This window comes from Nitrospira sp. CR1.1, from assembly GCA_014055465.1.
Classification (GTDB): Bacteria; Nitrospirota; Nitrospiria; order Nitrospirales; family Nitrospiraceae; genus Nitrospira_A.
This window is the reverse complement of the sequence record WIAF01000009.1, coordinates 165,506-183,965: the sequence shown is the minus strand read 5'-3', so window position 1 is coordinate 183,965 and position 18,460 is coordinate 165,506. Positions and strand designations below refer to the sequence as shown.

Genomic DNA, 18,460 nt, shown 5'->3' with positions numbered 1-18,460 from the left:
ACGGGAAGCGGTTCGATATGTACAACGATACCGTGTTGGGCTTCAACAAGTCGGGCAAGGAAGTGGCGCGGATCCAGGTCGAAGAGCCGATCTACATTCGGCCGGCCGAACGCGTGAACTGGCTGTAGAGAAATCGGAAGCAGTCGGGAGGGGCAGGCCGGTGCTCCTCCCGGCCCTTCGTCTGCGTTCTGCCTGACGGGCTCAACATGATTGGAAAGCCTCGCGCAAATTCATGGACATACGTGGTCGGTTTATCGGACTCGTTCTCGTCGCTACGGTCGCGCTGGCCTTCTCGTTTCTGGGGCATGTGTGGTTATTTGAGCAATGGCGTATCCAGCAGGAGCGGCAACTCCATCGTTCGACCATTCTCACGGAGGTCGTGCGCCTGCAACGATTGGTGATGGATGTGGAAACGAACTTTCGCGGGTATCTCCTCACGGAACAGCAATCGTTCCTCGAATCGATCAATCAGGCTGAAAGCCGGCTGGAAACCGGCATGGCAACTTTGACCGAGCTCACGGCCAATGTGCCCGGTGTGCAGGCCGGAAGAGGAGTGCTGTTTGCTCGTCTCAAAGAGTTCATCGAGAGCAAGAAGACACTCATCGCCGTGGTCGGGACGGATAGGCAGGAGCAAGTCCGCTTTTATGTGCGAGGCGGGAGCGGTCGAGCGTTATTCTTGACCATCGAAAAGGCGATCGGTGATTTCGAGATGCGAATCGAACGCGAAATCCCGTCGGCATCCCTCACGTATGAAGCATGGCTGAAACGGGCTCGATGGCAGTTATTATTTTGGGAGAGCCTGGGAGTCATGGTGTGCGTCTACCTCACGAGAGCTGTAGGCCTTCCCAAAAAATCCTATCTTGAACGACGCGCTCGCATTCCTCTGTGAAGTATCTCCAGAGTCCTGTTCTTTCTGTTTCCACCGCAGACATATCCAAGGCCGAAACCTCCGCTTCGAGAAAACCGCACAGTGCGATCTGTGCGAATCCGCTCACTTTGTGGCCTCACGACCGCAAAAAACGGTGAATTCTCTTCATATCGTGATGGCATACGCCTTGCTCTACTGGCTGGTATCACGGTGAGCGCGATTAAAACGGAGAAAGGAGTCGAGACATGGTCAAGATCATCAAGAAAGTTGGAGATCGAGAGTTAGCCTGGGCGATGTTGGCCGTAGCGGCGGTAGCCCTGTGGAGCACGTGGGGGCTTACCAGCTAAGCGCTCCAATCGGCGATTCGACCGATTCGTTTGAGTGTAGCCCTTGTCCAGATGCGTGTGCGTGAATGTTTCTTGGGTCCCCGCTATCCAGTAGACTCTTCCCTCTCCTGACCATCCAGTAGTTCCTTCAAGACCACCGCCTGATTGTGCTCCAGATCTGACGCCCCGAACAGCAGCGTGAGCGTCCGCGCTCGAGCCAGCCTGGCGAGTTCCTCGATAGCGCTGCGCTGTTCCCGTTGTGCCAACTCCTCGCGGTAACGAGCGCGAAATTCATTCCATTTTAGCGGATCATGGCCGAACCATTTGCGGAGCGCGGTGCTCGGGGCTAATTCCTTTCGCCAGCCGTCAAGCCGTGCCCGCTCTTTTGTACAGCCCCGCGGCCATACCCGGTCGACCAATATTCGAATCCCATCGTGCGGATCCGGTTCGCTGTATACGCGTTTGATATGAACCACGGCGATTCCAGGTTAGAGCAGAGTAGCTAGATACTCTGTAATGTCTACGGACGTCCTGATGGAGGCGCCCAGCAGATCATGACGGATGACCGAAGAATAGTCGACCCGCCGTTCTCTTCGACAGGGAGGGTCGAAGGAGCAGGGGAGGTGTGTCCGCCATGATCGTCATTGCTTCCGCGATGGGGCGACGTGTGAATCGCAATGGTATTTCTAGTCATCAGCTGTTCGGCCGTGAGCTCGTTCAGGTCATGCCATCCGGCGAGGGCAGAGAGGATGTCAAACTCGCTAATGAACCCCACCTAGGCGCCGTGATCATCGACGACGGGAGCGCCGGAAACATGAGCGGATAGCATTGCGATTGTGATCTCCATTCTGTCTTGTCCGAAACCAAATTGTATCGCATTTGCCCCCACAATTTGGCCGACGGTTTTGAAGCCGCCTGCTGGAATGCCCACGCGAGGCATAACGACTCCGTTCTTTCTGAGGTTCCTTCTTCTCCCTGTCGTTTCCGTTCAGCAAGCCAGGTGCCAGGTCGGGTGATGATGCGGATCAGTGAATTTAACTGCAAACGATTCGCGAAAAGACAGTGGAGCTTGGAGCGATTTCGCACGAGATGCACTGTGCGAAATGCTTCAACTCCAATGGGGGATTACGTGATCCCCACTCCGTAGCATCGCTCAGAGCGGGAATGCCTTCGACGCATGTCCGCAATCGATAGGACCATATATTGCAAAGCTATTTGGCACGACTAGAACTCCAGCAGGCGCACCGTCAGGTTCTGGTGCAGGGGAGGCGCGATGATTCGTCAAGCTGGTTCCCCGGGTGATGATGTGATCGACAACCAAATTTTAGTGCTGCTGCACCACCATCGGCGATTGACCTTCCTCACCCTGGCTGACGCGCTTCCCCTGTACACGTGGCAATCACTGTTCGCGGCGTTGAACCGGTTGAGGACTCAAGACCAGGTCGAACTGTTGCCCCTGGCTGCGGATTACGAAGTGGTTTGGCGGCATGGTTGCGAGGAAGAACCTCTGTTGTCGAAGGGGGCGTATCTGCAGGTGCAATGATGCGCGTGTCCTGGCCGGTTCTTCTTGGATGCCTTGCCCTAGCGGGAGCCAGCCAATTGGCCGGATGCGGGAACACCGCCCCTGTGTTCGACCTGAAGACCGACGATCCGGGACAGGATCAAGGAAAGATTGCTGAGTTCTATGCGCATGAAGCCACGAGGCTGAGACAGATGGCGCAGGATTACGACCATCGTGTGGCCGTGTATGAGCGCCTATTTGGTCCTCACTCCGATTGGGTCGAAGGCACGCGCCTCTTGGCCCAATCGTACGAGGCTGCGGCGCAGGAGCAAGAGCGGATAGCCGCTCGCCATCAGCGTCTGCATGACCGGCGTTCTCAAGCTGCATACCAGGAATCCCGCTGAATGGCATCGGAGCAGGAAGGGGGAGCCCATGTGGCGATATACGACCATCGGATTGATCATCGCAGGGTTGTGCGGTCTGGCGGGTTGTGGAAACACGGTCAGTCCGGGACAGCGCGGTCTCCGCTGGTACCCGTTAACCGAAGGGCTGACGACCGAGACCTTAAAGTCGGGGTTCTATTGGAGAGCCCCCTGGAATGATGTCTATGTCTATGACGTGCGGCTGCAGAGCTACACGGAAATGGTCGATGCGCTGAGTTCCGACGATCTCCTGGTCAAGTTGAAGGCGGCGATCATCATGCGCCCGATTGCCGAAGAAGTGTATTTCCTCGCGCAGGAGATCGGGCCGGACTTTTATCCCAGGGTTGTCCGACCGGAGCTGTTGGCCGCGGTGCGCAGCGTCGTGTCGAACTATCCGATGGTCGCGGTTCCTGAAATGAGCGCGGAGATCGCCAGTAAGGTTCAGGCGGTCGTGGTGGAAAAACTCAAGGGGCGTCATCTGGAGGTGCATAGCGTCGCGCTCGCCGATATTGAATTGGCCAAGATCGTTCTGGAGGCGGTGGAGCGCAAACAGGCGAAGGAGCAGGAAAAAGAACAAAAGGAATTCGAGCTCGTCATTGCGGAAAAGGAAGCGGAGATCGCCAGGCGGCGGGCACGGGGCGAGGGCGATGCGATTCGAATCAGATCGGAAGGCGAGGCCGAGGGGCTGAAGATTCGAGCGCTGGGCCAGGCGAATGCGCAACAAACGATTACAAAAACCCTGACCCCGGAATATCTGCAGTACAAGCTGTACGACAGTCCCAACGCCAAAATGGTGTTGCTGCCTGATCATTTACGCGTGCCCATTCTGATCAACCCGGACCAGGATCGCGGGACGAAGCCGGCTCCTGAGAGCCTCATGCGCATGGAGCAGGACCTGATGGGCCGGGGACGCTAAACCCCCTCATGGATGGTGATCGATCGAAGGAGACGAAGCATGGCATGTAGCCGGTGTCAGGGCCTGATGGTGGCCGAGACGCTGTTCAATCCGACTGAAGGGGTGACCCATACGTGGGTGCTGGTCGCACGCTGCCTGAATTGCGGCAATCTGGAAGATGCGTTGATCCGGCTGGCCCGCGGCATCTCCGCCCGTCTGGTAGGCCGGCGCACCAGGCCTGGCCCGCAGCGGAGAGGGGTGTGGAGTGAGGAGATCCGCGGACGGCCAAGGAAATGAAGGGGCTGTCCGCACAGGGTGAGACAGGTTGGCGGCTACGGACTGTTGCGAGGCACCAGAAAGAAGGAGGCGCCATGGAGGGCTACGGGAAGCGCGTACTGATTGCTGACGATGAAGAAAGTGTGCGGCGGTTGGTTGCGGTCGTGCTTGAGCAAGCCGGGTATATTGTCTATGCGGCAGTCGATGGCGTCGAGGCGTTGGGCGAGATGAAGAAACGGCGTTTTGATGCGGTCATTTCTGATTTTCATATGCCCCGGTTGGACGGCGAGCAATTCCTCCTGCTTTGTCGCCTGATGTGGCCGGACATACCGGTGTTGCTGCTGTCGGCTGAGTTGCGGGAACTCCCCCCGTCCCTCAAGCAGCAAGGCGCGCGGATCCTGATCACGAAGCCATTCTCTCCGCAGACGTTGTTACGGGCCTTGCAGGAGTCGGTCTCATTGCCCGATAGCGACCGACTATCCGAGCGTATTACGTCACACGCCTCATAAATTTCATCTCCAGTGGCTCGACACCGGTAAGTTGTCTCGGTGCGCAGGGTGAGCCTCGCATGCCTGCCACATCGCAACGAGTGTGCGTCCCATCCATAATCATCCCGCTGCATTGCCTGTCGGTTTCGTCATTGACTCGGCGCGAAGGAGCTGGAGAGTCTCCAGCGATCCGACGGCGCGATTCCGCACGGGCCGAGCGGTGCGGAATCTGCGAGGTATTGGGTTTTCGAGGTGATGCTCGCCGTTCTCGATACCGATGCGAGAACGGCCGCCAGTGTTTGTGGGCGCTTTGCGCGCCCTTCTCCCGCAGGACCATATCTTGCTTTGATCAATGGTGTAGTGGCGCTACGGACCGGCGGAAAAGAGGAGGGCTTATCATGAACGCTCAGCTGTCCCAGGCTTGTGTCATTCTGGCGTTGAGTACGCTTGTCGGGTGCGCGGGCATGTCGGACACCAAGTCGTTGTCCGTCCAATCCGGTGTGTTGGCGCCGGGGACGGCGCAAGGGGCATCCGAAAGTCGGCTTCAATGGCATGCAGAGGCGCAAGAACTGCGGGCATTTGCCGATCACCATGAGGTAGAGGCCGAAATGTTGTTGCAGCACCCATGGCCGGCGGATGCTCGGTTGATCCAGCAGCGGCGGGCGCTCGCCCGACAGTTGCGGGTGGCGGCGGAGCAGATCGAACAACGGGCTGAGGAGATGCCATAGATCTGAGCGGAGTCCGACTCGGCCGCAGGAAGGATCATTTCATGCGTGACCGGTTGGTGCTGATGCGGGGAGCGGTGCTGGCTGTCCTGCTGATCGCTAGAAGCATGGAGAAGGCTCGCTCAGCGATCGACATTGCGAGCGGAGCCGGCATGACCTTTCCGTTCGACCTCCGGCAGGTGTGAGGCACGGGAGCCAATCATGGCGTGTCTTTTCGGAGCCTGGACCTGGCGAATGCGGACGTGTTCGGAGGAAAGGTCGGGCATTTCTTTGATGACAAGGGCCGGGAGTGGGTTGGCGTGGAGGTCGAAGGGTTCGTCAGCCATCCGCGTGTAACCCATCAGACATCGTCCGGATCTCCTGCTCCGTCTGTGGTGGCGGGAACCGGCGAGCCCGTCCGCATTGTGACGACCGCGCTCAATGTGCTCGCTTGATATCCTCATGGCCGGTTGCAACCTTACCCAGGAATCGGCTTGGCGGCGGTGAGCGCCACGGTGTCAGGTCCGGGCCTGGCCGTCTCCGATTCATCCCCCGGGCTCAGTCTTCCTGCCGGGGTCAAGCTCTTGCTGAACGAAAGGGCCGCCGTGTTTTGTGAAAGGCGTCTACCAGGCGCCGAGATCTATCGCAGGAGTGGCCTGGCATTTCAGGTAGTCAGAACGAGCGGCAACGAGGAGACGAGGCCATGAATGATGGAAGGCCGCAGAATGATGAATCGGGGTGGAGACCGCGGTGTGGACGTATTTGCAGCAATGTCGGATTTGCTCGATGGCGGAATTATTTCGCCCTGTGCCGGCGTTCACGGCCAATCAATTGTTCCTGACTGTGGAGCGGCTGAGCCGCGAAGACAAGGTGGCGCTGCGGTACAGGAACCGTACTGAATATGTTATGGTGAGGTCGAGCATCGTAAACAAGGGGCCTTGCGAAATGTCGGGCGTACCGTTTGGAGACTAGACATGAGGGAAAAGGGTATGAAAAAGAAGGCCGCGCCGAAAAAGGCCGCCACGCGACCGGCGAAGCAGGCCGGTAAGGCATCAGCCCCGGCGAAGCGTTCGGGGCCTGTGCAGGATATTCAAGTGCGGATTGCGGCCAGGGCGCATGAGCTGTATGAACAACGGGGCTGCCTGGACGGGTATCACCTGCGTGATTGGCTGGAGGCTGAACGGGAAATTTTGGGTCACCCGGTCGAGATGGACAAATCTTCCGAACGCGTGTAGCCCTCTCTCCCGACCGATGGATCGCCGGCCTTGTTCTCCATGCCTGTCACAGGCGCTTGTGGGTCGGGTTCGATGTGTCCTGCCGTTCGGTCATCTCATAGTCCCTTCCAGCTGATCGACCATACCTGAAATCGCATCGAAGCCGGATTGCCAAAACGGGTGAGAGTTCATGTCCACCCCCACCTCGGCAAGGATGGCCTGAGGCGCTTTCGACCCGCCAGCCGCGAGCAGGTCCAGATATTTGGGGACGAATGCGCCGCCCTGTTCCTGGTACATGCGATAGAGCGCCAGCACGAGCAGGTTCCCGAAGCTATACGCATAACAGTAGAACGGGCTGGCATACAGATGCGGGATGGTGAGCCATTCCCATTGGAACTCTTGCGGCACGCGCAGCGATTTTCCGAATTGCTGCCTGAGTAAGGTCATATAAGCGCTCGCCAGATCGTTCGTCGTTGCGCCGTGGGCCACCATGTCGTGGGCAGTCCGTTCGAAGGCCACAAAGTATGCCTGCCGCATGACTGTCGCGTAGATATCATCCAACTGATTGATGAGCAGGCTCTGCTTCACGGACGTGCTTGTCTCCGAGGCCATCAAGGCATCGGAAAGAATACGCTCGCCGAACACAGACGCCGTTTCCGCGAGCGGCAGCGTCGAGTGGAAGGTGAAGACATTGTGTTCCTCCGCCATCATGGCGTGAACGGCATGGCCTAATTCATGGGCCATGGTGGCAATGTCGCGCGCCTCGCCGGTGAAATTCAGCATGACATAGGGCGTCAGGCTTGGCGTCACGCTGTAGCAATAGGCGCCGCCCATTTTTCCCGTCTTCATGCGCGCATCGATGTGGCGATCGGCAAAGACGCGTTGCGCGAGTTCGGCAAGGTGCGGTGAGAAGCCGTAATAGGCGTCTAATACCATCCGGACCGCATCCGGGTATCGGTAGGTCTTTTGTTCCGCCCGGTGCGGCGCATAGATGTGGTAACGGTTCATCGTGCTGATCTTGCACAGCCTGGCCTTGAGCTTGAAGTAGCGTTGGAAGATCGGGGAGTTTTTCATACAGACGGCTAAGAGCGCTTCCACCGCGGAGTCGGGAATATCGTTACCGAGATTCCGGGAGGCCAGCGGTGTCTTGAAATGGCGGAGTTGAAGGTTTTCCGCCTTCCAATCATTGATCAACGTCTTATAGATCTCTCCGAGCAGATCCTGCTGGGATTCGTACACGCGATACATTTCCCGGTAGGCGGCTTCACGCATTCCGGCTTTCGGGCTTCTCAGGTAGGCCGTCAACGCTTCGCGGTTCATGGTCTTTTTCTTGCCGCCGACGCGCAGTGTGAAGGTGAAGCCGTTGGTGACCACATCGTAGAGCTGATGCACGGCGCTTTGTCCGGTGATGTTCTTGATGTTGATGATCTTCTCTTCCGGTTCCGAGAGCGTGTGCGGTTTGAAGCGCCGGATCGTTTCCAGGTGATACCGGAAGTCCCCGCTGTTCGCCATCAAGCGTTCCGCATTCTTCTCATCGACACTTTGCCACCACAGATCGAAAAACAGGAGGCGATTTTGGAGAGTCGTGAGGTGCTCCTCCACTTTGGTCTTGAATGACCGGGCCTGCAGCTGCTTGGTATCCTCAGAAAACCAGAGATACGAGTAGGCTCCCAGCCGGCCGGAATCTCTGGCGATCTGTTCCGACAGGGTCAGGAGATTCAAGAAGCTCTGTTCGGGCATGGTCGCGGAGAGGTCTGGGCGCGCCGCTTCGAAACGTGCAACCTTGACGCTCAGGTCTTTCAGATATCGGTCGAATTGTTTCACGGGATCGACGACGAGGTCGGAGAGGTCCCAGCGGTCGGCAAACTCGCGGGACGCAGTGGTACGACGGGATGATTTTGCAGACGCAGTCTTGCGCAAAACGGTCATGGTCGAGGCTCCTACAAAGTGAGTGATAGCCGGAATCATACCATCCCCGTCGCTTCAGGGCGTGTAGATTCTTTGAGGGCGCACTCATCCGGCCGATGCACCGTTGACAGGTCTCCCTTGAGTGTTACAATCCGTCCCATGGTGGGACATGACTGAACAAGAGATCAATCGGGCGATCCAATATGTGACGGCGGCGACCTCGTATGGCCGGGACACGGTGGCGGAGATACTCCGGACGGGACTGTCGGAGCTGTCGCAGTTATCGACACAATCGACCCGGCGGTTCGAGCGTGAAGATTTGATGGGCTATCTCTGTCAGTGGACGATGAAACGCACCGGCCACCCGGAGCCGTTGGTGCGCGAAGTGCTGGATGGGGCAGGCCGCTGGTTGGATGATGTGGCGACGACATTAGCCGAGCAGCGCGAAGCGGAGGCCAATGCCGGGGATGACGATGAAACCGGAGCCGCATCGGCGTGAGGTATTGGTTATGTGTGCATCGTGACAGGTCGTTCGTCAACAGCGCCAGATGCGAGCGCCGTTCCTGTCGAGAGCTGCTTAATCAACGACGTGGAGGGTCAGGCGGGGAGAGAGCCCTTCAATAGTTCGAGGTTCTTGGTTACCATCGCGTCTCCATTCTTCGTGGACACATCGATCCCCTGGTCTGACACCTGGCGGCATTCGTCGACACGGTTCAGTTTCAGCAGCGACTGTGCCAGCGCGTAGTACGCTGCGGAATAGGTCGGTTTCACCGTGATGCACTGCCTCAAGGCCTTCGCGGCTTCCTCGAAGTTGGCATCTTCCATATACGCTTTTCCCAACCCGAACCAGGCGACATCGTCGTCCGGCTCAATAGCTAAGACTCGCTTCAGGGGTTCAATTCTTGGATTCGGCATGGCATCTCCGGGGTGAGTCGGCAAGGGTGCGAGAACCGTAGCACGCGTTTCCGCACATTGTCTACGCTCTTTCCTGCATGATAGGCTGAAGAAACTGTTCATGTCTCGTGAGGGATTTGCGTGTATGGCCGATGGCGTATCGCTGAGGTCAGAACACCGTTATCTGCTCCTGCTTGGCATGTAACGTGGCACCTTTCACGCTTCACGCACTCTGAATATGGGAACAACCGGTCTTGTTTACGATCCCCGCTATCTGGCGCACGACATGGGCGCCGGACACCCGGAGTCGCCCAACCGGCTTCGCGCGATCATGCAGAGGTTGGAGCAAAGCGGGTTGGCCGCTGAGCTGACGCGCATCGCGCCGCGAATAGCCGAGGATGAATGGGTGACTCTGGTCCACCGCCCTGAGTATGTCGAGCACCTCAAGAGAGAAGCGCCGACCAGCGGACGGATATCCCTGGATGCCGATACCTCCATGTCGCCCGGATCGCTGACCGCCGCCTATCTGGCCGCGGGCGGGGTCCTAGCCGGTGTGGATGCCATTATGGCCGACCAGGTGCAGCATGTGTTTTGCGCCGTACGTCCCCCGGGCCACCATGCCGAATCCGGGCGGGCCATGGGCTTCTGTCTGTTCAACAACGTGGCCATTGCGGCGCGCTACGCGCAGAAACGCTACGGCCTGCAGCGGGTCTTGATCGTCGATTGGGATGTCCATCATGGCAATGGCACGCAGCATAGTTTCGATGCAGATCCCTCGGTCCTGTTTTTGAGTACCCATCAGTACCCGCATTATCCCGGAACCGGCCGCGCGACCGAGTCCGGCATCGGCGCGGGCGAAGGCTTCACAATCAACGTGCCGATGGAAGCGGGCGAAGGCGACGACGAATATCGGGCGGTGTTTCAGAAAGTCCTGGTTCCTGCCGCCGAGGCCTTCAAGCCGGAGCTGGTCATCATTTCCGCCGGATTCGATGCGCATCGGGATGATCCCCTGGCCAGCATGGGCGTCACGGAAGATGGGTATGCGGAGCTGACGTCGATCGTGGCCGGCATCGCCGGTCGGCATTGCCGGGGACGGCTGCTGTCCTCGCTTGAAGGAGGATACAATCTGACGGCCCTGGCGGCTTCGGTGGAGCGGCACATTCGGGCGCTGGTGGCGTCATGAAATGGCAGCTAAAGCTGTTGCTCGGCATCGCGGTGATCTCGGGACTGGGCTACCTCTATTACACCGAGGTGAAACCAGTCGTCATTTTCGGGCTCCGGTCCGACTATGCGCATGCCATTCCGTTTCAGAAAATTCCTGAAGGGTTGACCAGCTTGAAGGCTGAATCCTGCGGACAATGTCATCGGGAGATTTATGAGGAGTGGAAGACCAGTATCCATGCGCATGCCTATGAAGACCCATTTTTTCAGGCTTACTGGAAGAAGGATAAGCACATCTGGGTCTGTTTGAACTGCCATACGCCGCTGGAGAATCAACAGCCGACATTGGTGAAGGAGATCCCGCGAGGCCGCGTCGAGAAGGCGACGCAGGAACCAAATCCCCATTTTGATGCCGCACTGCAAAAAGAGGCGATCACGTGCGCGGCGTGCCATGTGCGCGACGGGGTGATTCTCGGGCCCTTTGATGATTCGGCCGCGCCACACCCGACACAATTCGATCCGTCATTCCGCACCGCGCAGTTTTGTTCGCGTTGCCACAATGTCGTCTCAGGGCCCGCGCAGTTCTACAATGTGGGGCCCTGCGGCACCTACGCCGAGTATGAAGGCAAGTATTTCATGCAGGAGCGGGGTTTTATCTGCCAAAGCTGTCATATGCCGGAGGTGGACCGCCCGGTGGCCGAGAATGGGCCGATCAGGCGGGGGCGCCGGCATCTTTGGCGCGGCGGTCATGATCCCGACATGGTGAAGCGGGCGGCGGCGATTCAGGTGAAAGTCGATCCCCCCAGGCCCAAGCCCGGCGAGCAGGTGACGGTGGCCCTAACCCTCATGAACGCTGGAGCGGGACATAAGCTTCCCACTGGCGATCCCGACCGGCACTTTACCGTCGAGTTTACGGTGAAAGACGGCAATCAGCGCATTCTCGCTGAAAAAAGTCATACGATGGGCCGCTGGATTATGTGGCAACCGGCCATTGTGGAGTTGTACGATAACCGCCTGCTTCCTCTGGCGAGCCGGGACTATCAATTTGCGTACCGGATGCCGGAGGCGTCGAAGGGGTTGACGTTGAAGGCTCGTGTTCGGTACCACATTCTGACCGACGGTCAGCATGACATGTTGAAGACAAAATACGGCCTCATGGCGGACGATCCATACGCCTTCACGGTCTATGAGCGCGAGGTGCCGCTCAACGAAGACCTGGCGGCCGCATTCGTCGATCCGTTGCCTGAACCGCCGCCGATGGCGTGTGCACATCCACCAGTCCCACGAGGGTAAGTATTCACCGACCGAGATCGAGGAACCCATGCAACATCCATTACTCATAGACTGTGAGACGCTTCAGAAACGTTTAGGACAACCAGGCCTAGTGATCATCGATGTGCGGGGACGGTCCACCTACGAGTTCGGCGGCCATATTCCCGGCGCCGTCCATTCCACCTGGCACGAATATAGTGATCCGGAGGCCATCGCCAAAGGCCTGCTGGATCCGGACCTAAAACGGATCGAGAAACGGGTGCAGTCGCTCGGGGTCAACCGGGACAGCGAGGTCGTTATCTATTCCAATCCGTTCGACAACTGGGGCGATGAAGGCCGCATGTTCTGGATGTTGGAATACCTGGGCCATGCAAATATCAAGGTGCTGGATGGCGGATGGGTCAAGTGGATCCACGAGCGCCGCCCGTTCGAACATGGCGCAGTCCGGCCCACGCCCGGCAATTTCACGGTTTCGCCTGTGGCCTCGGCGATCATCATGAAGGATGAGTTGAAAGGGATTGTGCGAAACCCCCATTCGACGACGACGCTTGTGGATGCGCGGAGTCTGGAAGAATACCTCGGGAAGGAAGTGTCCGGCATTCCGAGACCCGGCCATATACCCGGTGCGGTGCATGTCGCATGGAGCGGATTTCTCAATGCGGATGCCACGGTGAAGGATCTGGCGGCCATTCACGAGCAGCTGGCACTCAAGGGGCTGAATCCGAAACATGAAACGGTGTGTTACTGCACGGGCGGGGTGCGTTCGGGGTGGCTGTATTTTGTGCTGCGCCTCGCGGGGTATGAGCGGCTGCGTAATTATCCGGGTTCCTGGTGGGAGTGGAGCCGGGATTTCGCCTGCCCGGTGGAGAAGGATCTGCTCGCGTTGCAGAAATTGCTTGGCCTGTCGGAGTCGCAGGTGCCGACCGGCATGCGTCCGTCTTGACAGGATAGGGGGCCGTCTTTATGCTGAATTACAGCGGATCTGGATTCATGCAGTGCACATACTTACAAGAGGAGGCGTTTCATGCAGACTGCTATGTGGCGGGGAGTCGTAATGGCTGGAGTCATGGTGGCGCTCGTTGGAGCGCCGATGGTGTCCAGCGTGGTCTTCGCGGCGGGAAATAAACATCAAGCGGAAGCCGTGGAACATGCCAAGGAAGCGGTGGCGCATGGAAAGCAGGGCCATGCGGATGCCTTGGTGAAGCATGCCGAAGCGGCGCTCAAGCATGCCGAGGGTGCAATGGCGGAGACCAAGAATCCTCATGTGGGCGAAGCTATCAAGGGCCTGAAGGACGGGATCGAGCACGGCAAGGCCGGTCATGCGGATGTGGCGACCAAAGCGGTCGAGAATGCCCTTCCCCATCTGTCCGAAGGTATGTAACCAGTTCTTGCGCATCGACGACGCGTACGATAAAACGGGCAGGGGTATCCCTGCCCGTTTTTCTTTGGAGAAAGGCAGCATGATGCGGGTCGGATATGTTCAATATGATCCGGTGTTCGGCGCGGTCGCGCACAACCTCGATGTCGTGACGGCTCATCTTGAGCAGGCGGAGACCGATCTCATGGTGTTGCCAGAACTGTTTGCCACCGGCTATCAATTCACGTCGCAGGAGGACGTGTCGGGATTGGCGGAACCGGTGCCGGATGGGCCGACGACTCAACGACTGCTGGCGATTGCCGCCCGCCGCAAGATGACCATCGTCGCTGGGTTGGCGGAACGGGCGGGCACAAGGTATTTTAATTCGGCGGTGGTGGTCGGGGAAAAAGGATTCATCGGCTGTTACCGGAAGACGCATCTTTTTTTCGAGGAAACCCTGTTCTTCAGCCCGGGGGATAGCGGCTTTCAGGTGTGGGATATCGGTGTCGCCAAACTCGGCGTGATGATCTGCTTCGACTGGTACTATCCCGAGGCGGCTCGCACCCTGGCTCTGCTGGGGGCGGAGATCATTGCCCATCCGTCCAATCTGGTTCTGCCGAACTGTCCGGACTCCATGGTAACACGGTGTCTGGAGAACCGCGTGTTCAGCGTCACGGCAAATCGGGTCGGCAGCGAGGCCCGCGGCGGAAAAGATCGGCTGACGTTTATAGGTCTGAGTGAAATCGTCAGCCCCAGGGGAAAAATTTTGCACCGGGCACCGCATGACCGCGAAGACGTGACGATTGTCGAAATCGATCCTGCGGAGGCGAGACAGAAGGCGCTCAATACCTACAACGATCTCCTGCGAGATCGCCGCCCATCCATGTATGGCGGCTGAGAAAGATCGCTTGCGTTTCATGACTCAACTTGCGCCACTCACGGCCTCACGGTAGGATGAACCATGATAACTCCCCTCAGTAAAGGCGTCTTGCTTGTGGCGGCGCCGGCGTTGAATGATCCCAATTTCAGGCAGGCGGTCGTTCTGCTGTGTGAGCATGGGCCTGAAGGTGCACTCGGGGTGATCGTCAATCGTCCGACGGCCATGTCCATCTCCGAAGCGCTGCCGCAGGTTCCCATCCTGGAAGGCCAGCCGCACGTGCTGTACTCAGGCGGCCCCGTGCAAACCAACCAGGTGATGATGCTCTATCGCATCAGCGACACGCCAGAGAATTCGCACCAGGTGTTGGAGGGCGTTTGCCTGGGCGGGGATTTAGAAATCATGGAACGGATTCTCATGGAGCAACCGGGAAAAGAATCATTCCGGGCCTACCTGGGGTATTCAGGCTGGGGACCGGGGCAGCTGGAGTCGGAGATGCAAACCGGTTCGTGGATTACGCTGCCGGCTGATCCCTCGATTGTGTTTGAGAAAGAATCGACACGCATTTGGTCGGATATCGTGCTGTCGCTCGATGAGACCTCCCGCCACTACGCGGATATGCCCTTCGATCCCTCCTCGAATTAGATACGACGCTAAAGAAGTCTGCCGTTCGCTTCCAGACAGACTCTAAACACTAGTCAACAGCGCTCTGGGAGCATAACTTACGGGCCTGCTGTATGCTTTTCCGATGCAATCCTCGGCGGCATCTATGCAATTATTTACGGAACCGCGCAATGGCTTTCGTTTCAGGCTCATGAGACTGAAGGTGAAGTCGTCGCCAGCGTTCAAATTCCGCAAGATGCAGATCAGGTGGCTCAGTCCAATCGCTCTGCCTGAAATAGATCCAGACATACTCTCGCAGAAGGCCTGATTGCTGAACGGTTGTGAGATCGTCAAGATACCGGTCCTGCCGTCCATCTTTGTCTCTAATTTCTTGCCAAATCTTTGCACATCCTCCTCGTGCGGCAACCTCTTCGAGGAAGGTGTGTTGATAAGATATTGCGTCAGGGTGTTGTTCGAAGAACTTTTTCTCCATCCAGAATGCACGTGTGCTGGCATACCAGAGCCATGCAGGAAGCGTGTGCTTCGAAGTGGAAGGGTCAATGATGATCTGGACATTCGAAGCGGGCAGGGGGGGCGTGGAGGGAGTGCAACCCAAAATCGCTGCGAGCATACAGATATAGATGAGTTGAAGCCGGTGGTTCATCGGTTGCTGCTGTTCCCAATGATCAACCTTGGCAGGGTGAAGGCAGTTGCCTGAAAGCAGCGTATCTTATAGCCTCATTCACACCTGACGCCTAGTTTGTTCGTCACGGATGATCACGCGTTCTACGACGTTTTTCCCTCCAGCACCTTCGCCAGGAAACGGCCAGTATGCGACTGGGCCACCTTGGCAACTTGTTCCGGTCGTCCTTCGGCCACAATCTGGCCGCCGGCCTCACCGCCTTCCGGGCCGAGATCAATAATCCAGTCGGCCGTTTTGATGACATCGAGATTGTGTTCCACGACGATGAGCGTGTTGCCGGCATCCACCAGTTTATGGAGCACGGTCAGCAGCTTCTTAATGTCGTCGAGATGCAGGCCCGTCGTCGGCTCATCCAGGATATAGAGTTGGTTGTGCGCCGACGGATCTTTGAGTTCCGCGGCGATCTTCAGCCGCTGCGCTTCTCCTCCCGACAACGTGTTTGCCGCCTGTCCAAGGCGCAGGTAGCCCAATCCGATCGACGAGAGCAGGTACAGTTTTTCTGTCAGCTTCGGGGATCCTGAAAAAAAAGCCTGGGCTTCGGCAACCGTCAGGTTCAAGACGTCGTGGATAGTTTTACCGCGATACTTGATGGCAAGAATTTCTGGTTTGAACCGCCGGCCGTTGCACTGTTCGCAGGTGGCATAAATGTCTTCGAAGAAATACATCTCCAGCTTTTCATAGCCGTTTCCTTCGCAGCGCTCGCAGCGCCCGCCGGCGGCGTTGAAGGAAAAATGACCCGGCGTGAGGCCTTGTCGCAGAGCCTGCCGTTCGGAGGCGAAGAGCTGGCGAATCTCGTCGAACGCCTTGAGATAGGTAATCGGGTTCGAACGAGGGGTTCGGCCGATCGGCTGCTGGTCGATGAGGCGTACGCCCTTGAGATGTTCGAGCCCCTTGATGGCTTGAAACCGTCCCATCGGGAGCGATTCAATTCGAAAGGCGCGCGCGGCGGCGCGATAGACCGTGTCATCAATGAGGGTGCTTTTCCCTGAGCCGGAGACACCGGTGATGCAGACCAGCATGTGAAGCGGGATTCGCACCAACAGATGTTTGAGATTGTGTTCGGCGGCCCCGGCGATGCTCAGCACCTTACCATTGCCGGACCGGCGGGCTTTCGGAAGAGGGATACGTTCCTCGCCTCGCAGGTAACGGGCGGTCAGGGATGTCTGATCCCGGATGAATTGCGCGCGCGGCGCCGCGCAGACGACCTGGCCGCCCTGTTCTCCCGAGGCAGGACCCATTTCAACGATATGGTCGGCGGCCTGGATCATGAGCGGATCGTGCTCGACGACAACGACGGTATTGCCTTCGTCGGCCAGGTCGCGGAGGATGCCGGCCAGCGTATCGGTGTCTCGCGCATGGAGCCCGATCGTCGGTTCGTCGAGTACATACAACGTTCCCACCAGACGGGAACCGAGTTGATTGGCCAAGGCGATTCGCTGCGCCTCCCCACCGGACAGGGTCTTGGTCTGCCGGGAGAGCGTCAGGTAGCTCAATCCCACACGCAGCAGAAAATTCAGTTTGGCCTGTAATTGCCGCAGAATGTCCTTGGCGATTTCCGCATCAAATGCCGGGAGGGCCAGTCGATGAAACCATTCCGTGGCGGCCTGAATGGTGAGCTCGTTCAATTGAATGAAATCGTACCCAGCCAATTTGACGAAACGGGCGGCCGGTTTCAGTCGACTGCCCTGGCAAGTCGGGCAAGTGGCAGGGCTGCGGTAGCGGCTGAGCAGGACCCGCACGTGTAACTTGTAGCGCTTGGTTTCCAGGTATTCGAAGTATTGCCGAACTCCTTCTACGTGCTCGCTCCCTTCCCAAATGAGCTGCTGCACCTCGGTCGGCAGGTCCTGAAATGGAGCGGTCAAATCGACATCCAGCTTCTTCATGGCGAGCAAGAGCTGTTTCTGCCACCAGTCCGACCCCGGTTTGCTCCACGGCTCAACTACGCCGCCGGCCAGCGACTTGCTGCGATCGGGGATGACTAGGTCTCTGTCGTAGCGCAGGATGTTCCCGAATCCTTTACACTCGGGGCAGGCGCCGAGGGGATGGTTGAACGAGAACAGCAGCGGGCGTAACGGTTCGAACGTTCGCCCGCAGCCCTGGCAGCGAAAGTGGGTGCTGTAGGTCCTAAGCCCCTGTCCGATCACCATGATCTGGCAGATGCCGTCGGCTTCCTGAAAGGCCACTTCAATGGCTTCGATGAGACGATGGCGATTGTCGGCTCTGAGAACCAGACGATCCAGGACGACTTGAATGCCGGATTCGCGTGTTTCCGGAAGCGTGACCTGGTCGTGAAGATCTAGCAGCTCGTCGCCGCAGCGTAGTCTGGTGAAGCCTCGTTTCGTCAGCGAGTCGAGCAGCGACCGGTCGTGCCCAGGACCCAGATCTTTCACGGGGAATAAGATCATCGCCCGGGCGTCGGGAAATTGCGCGAGCAGTTCTTCCGCCAATGAGCCGGGATGGTATCCTCGAGCTTCCTGGTTACAGTCCGGGCAGACCGGTTTGCCGATTTTGGCGAAGAGCAACCGCAAGAGATCGGCGACCTCGGTGGCCGTCCCGACGGTCGAGCGGGCCGTGCGAATCGGATTTTTTTGTTCGATGGCGATCGCAGGACGAATGTTGAGCAGGCGGTCGACGTCGGGACGATTCACCTTATCGAGAAACATGCGCGCGTAGGTCGAAAGGGATTCGACGTAACGCCATTGTCCCTCCGCGAACAACGTGTCGAAGGCCAGGGAGGATTTGCCCGATCCCGACAGCCCCGTGATGGCCGTGACCCTGTTGTGCGGGATGCGTAGCGAAATGTTTTTAAGATTGTTCTGCCGCGCTCCTTCGATGATCAGTTCGTCGGCTGGTCGCGTCGGGGGCGTACGGGGTGCCACGGCGGAGTGCTCCTCGTGAAGGATGACCGGCCATCGTAGCAACTGTGTGGGGTGACCGCAATGAGCGCATTCGTCGTGGGTGACGCCGCCTGTGATCCTCAAGCTCGTTTCC

General features: G+C 58.2%; 22 protein-coding genes. 17 read left to right on the top strand and 5 right to left on the bottom strand.

Annotation, left to right across the window (positions count from 1 at the left end; genetic code table 11):
- Nucleotides 1–232 precede the first annotated feature (232 nt).
- The gene (locus GDA65_15800) at nucleotides 233–889 is read left to right on the top strand and encodes a hypothetical protein (protein ID MBA5864159.1); all 657 of its coding nucleotides are present in this window, start codon (nucleotides 233–235) and stop codon (nucleotides 887–889) included.
- Nucleotides 890–1,298: 409 nt separating this feature from the next.
- Here GDA65_15800 and GDA65_15795 read toward each other — a convergent pair whose 3' ends face one another.
- The gene (locus GDA65_15795) at nucleotides 1,299–1,676 is read right to left on the bottom strand and encodes a DUF488 family protein (GenBank protein ID MBA5864158.1); all 378 of its coding nucleotides are present in this window, start codon (nucleotides 1,674–1,676) and stop codon (nucleotides 1,299–1,301) included.
- A gap of 152 nt (nucleotides 1,677–1,828) precedes the next feature.
- Between GDA65_15795 and GDA65_15790 the strand changes: the two genes are divergently transcribed.
- The 9 genes from GDA65_15790 (at nucleotide 1,829) to GDA65_15750 (ending at nucleotide 6,715) form a co-directional block, all read left to right on the top strand.
- The gene (locus GDA65_15790) at nucleotides 1,829–2,020 is read left to right on the top strand and encodes a hypothetical protein (protein MBA5864157.1); all 192 of its coding nucleotides are present in this window, start codon (nucleotides 1,829–1,831) and stop codon (nucleotides 2,018–2,020) included.
- A gap of 447 nt (nucleotides 2,021–2,467) precedes the next feature.
- Nucleotides 2,468–2,737: a hypothetical protein gene (locus tag GDA65_15785; GenBank protein ID MBA5864156.1), complete on the top strand. Its 270-nt coding sequence runs from the start codon at nucleotides 2,468–2,470 to the stop codon at nucleotides 2,735–2,737.
- On the top strand, nucleotides 2,734–3,099 hold the full coding sequence (locus tag GDA65_15780) for a hypothetical protein (protein MBA5864155.1): 366 nt from the start codon (nucleotides 2,734–2,736) through the stop codon (nucleotides 3,097–3,099). The genes GDA65_15785 and GDA65_15780 overlap by 4 nt, the downstream gene beginning before the upstream one ends.
- Nucleotides 3,059–4,033 (top strand): prohibitin family protein, encoded by a 975-nt coding sequence (locus tag GDA65_15775; GenBank protein ID MBA5864154.1) that lies wholly within the window; start codon nucleotides 3,059–3,061, stop codon nucleotides 4,031–4,033. Before GDA65_15780 ends, GDA65_15775 begins: the two co-directional genes overlap by 41 nt.
- Before the next feature lie 39 nt (nucleotides 4,034–4,072).
- A complete protein-coding gene (locus GDA65_15770; protein MBA5864153.1) occupies nucleotides 4,073–4,309 on the top strand; it encodes a hypothetical protein in 237 nt (78 codons plus the stop codon).
- Nucleotides 4,306–4,797 carry a response regulator gene (locus GDA65_15765; protein MBA5864152.1) on the top strand — a complete coding sequence of 164 codons (492 nt, stop codon included), beginning with the start codon at nucleotides 4,306–4,308 and terminating at the stop codon, nucleotides 4,795–4,797. Before GDA65_15770 ends, GDA65_15765 begins: the two co-directional genes overlap by 4 nt.
- Nucleotides 4,798–5,174: 377 nt before the next feature.
- Nucleotides 5,175–5,504: a hypothetical protein gene (locus GDA65_15760; protein MBA5864151.1), complete on the top strand. Its 330-nt coding sequence runs from the start codon at nucleotides 5,175–5,177 to the stop codon at nucleotides 5,502–5,504.
- A 203-nt stretch (nucleotides 5,505–5,707) separates the two neighbouring features.
- Complete coding sequence (locus GDA65_15755) at nucleotides 5,708–5,935, top strand: hypothetical protein (GenBank protein MBA5864150.1); 228 nt, start codon at nucleotides 5,708–5,710, stop codon at nucleotides 5,933–5,935.
- A gap of 519 nt (nucleotides 5,936–6,454) precedes the next feature.
- The gene (locus tag GDA65_15750; GenBank protein MBA5864149.1) at nucleotides 6,455–6,715 is read left to right on the top strand and encodes a DUF2934 domain-containing protein; all 261 of its coding nucleotides are present in this window, start codon (nucleotides 6,455–6,457) and stop codon (nucleotides 6,713–6,715) included.
- Between the two features lie 90 nt (nucleotides 6,716–6,805).
- On the opposite strand, the gene GDA65_15745 is transcribed toward GDA65_15750, so the two are convergent.
- Nucleotides 6,806–8,623 (bottom strand): oligoendopeptidase F, encoded by a 1,818-nt coding sequence (locus tag GDA65_15745; GenBank protein ID MBA5864148.1) that lies wholly within the window; start codon nucleotides 8,621–8,623, stop codon nucleotides 6,806–6,808.
- 148 nt (nucleotides 8,624–8,771) lie between these two features.
- Between GDA65_15745 and GDA65_15740 the strand changes: the two genes are divergently transcribed.
- Nucleotides 8,772–9,101 carry a hypothetical protein gene (locus GDA65_15740; protein MBA5864147.1) on the top strand — a complete coding sequence of 110 codons (330 nt, stop codon included), beginning with the start codon at nucleotides 8,772–8,774 and terminating at the stop codon, nucleotides 9,099–9,101.
- Between the two features lie 98 nt (nucleotides 9,102–9,199).
- Here the strand turns inward: GDA65_15740 and GDA65_15735 are convergent, their stop codons facing one another.
- Nucleotides 9,200–9,619, bottom strand: a complete 420-nt coding sequence (locus tag GDA65_15735; GenBank protein ID MBA5864146.1) for a tetratricopeptide repeat protein — start codon at nucleotides 9,617–9,619, stop codon at nucleotides 9,200–9,202.
- A 115-nt stretch (nucleotides 9,620–9,734) separates the two neighbouring features.
- Here GDA65_15735 and GDA65_15730 point away from each other — a divergent pair, with 115 nt between their 5' ends.
- From GDA65_15730 to GDA65_15705, 6 genes are all read left to right on the top strand, one after another.
- Nucleotides 9,735–10,679: a histone deacetylase gene (locus GDA65_15730; protein MBA5864145.1), complete on the top strand. Its 945-nt coding sequence runs from the start codon at nucleotides 9,735–9,737 to the stop codon at nucleotides 10,677–10,679.
- Nucleotides 10,676–11,950 (top strand): hypothetical protein, encoded by a 1,275-nt coding sequence (locus GDA65_15725; GenBank protein ID MBA5864144.1) that lies wholly within the window; start codon nucleotides 10,676–10,678, stop codon nucleotides 11,948–11,950. Before GDA65_15730 ends, GDA65_15725 begins: the two co-directional genes overlap by 4 nt.
- The gene (locus GDA65_15720; protein ID MBA5864143.1) at nucleotides 11,844–12,872 is read left to right on the top strand and encodes a hypothetical protein; all 1,029 of its coding nucleotides are present in this window, start codon (nucleotides 11,844–11,846) and stop codon (nucleotides 12,870–12,872) included. Before GDA65_15725 ends, GDA65_15720 begins: the two co-directional genes overlap by 107 nt.
- A gap of 81 nt (nucleotides 12,873–12,953) precedes the next feature.
- Entirely contained in the window at nucleotides 12,954–13,310 is a 357-nt protein-coding gene (locus GDA65_15715) for a metal-binding protein SmbP (protein ID MBA5864142.1), read from the top strand.
- Between the two features lie 82 nt (nucleotides 13,311–13,392).
- On the top strand, nucleotides 13,393–14,184 hold the full coding sequence (locus GDA65_15710; GenBank protein MBA5864141.1) for an acyltransferase: 792 nt from the start codon (nucleotides 13,393–13,395) through the stop codon (nucleotides 14,182–14,184).
- A gap of 63 nt (nucleotides 14,185–14,247) precedes the next feature.
- Nucleotides 14,248–14,808 (top strand): YqgE/AlgH family protein, encoded by a 561-nt coding sequence (locus GDA65_15705; protein MBA5864140.1) that lies wholly within the window; start codon nucleotides 14,248–14,250, stop codon nucleotides 14,806–14,808.
- Nucleotides 14,809–14,938: 130 nt separating this feature from the next.
- Here the strand turns inward: GDA65_15705 and GDA65_15700 are convergent, their stop codons facing one another.
- Both GDA65_15700 and uvrA read right to left on the bottom strand, forming a co-directional pair.
- Complete coding sequence (locus tag GDA65_15700; GenBank protein ID MBA5864139.1) at nucleotides 14,939–15,430, bottom strand: hypothetical protein; 492 nt, start codon at nucleotides 15,428–15,430, stop codon at nucleotides 14,939–14,941.
- A 122-nt stretch (nucleotides 15,431–15,552) separates the two neighbouring features.
- On the bottom strand, nucleotides 15,553–18,348 hold the full coding sequence (uvrA, locus tag GDA65_15695) for an excinuclease ABC subunit A (GenBank protein MBA5864138.1): 2,796 nt from the start codon (nucleotides 18,346–18,348) through the stop codon (nucleotides 15,553–15,555).
- Nucleotides 18,349–18,460: the final 112 nt, after the last annotated feature.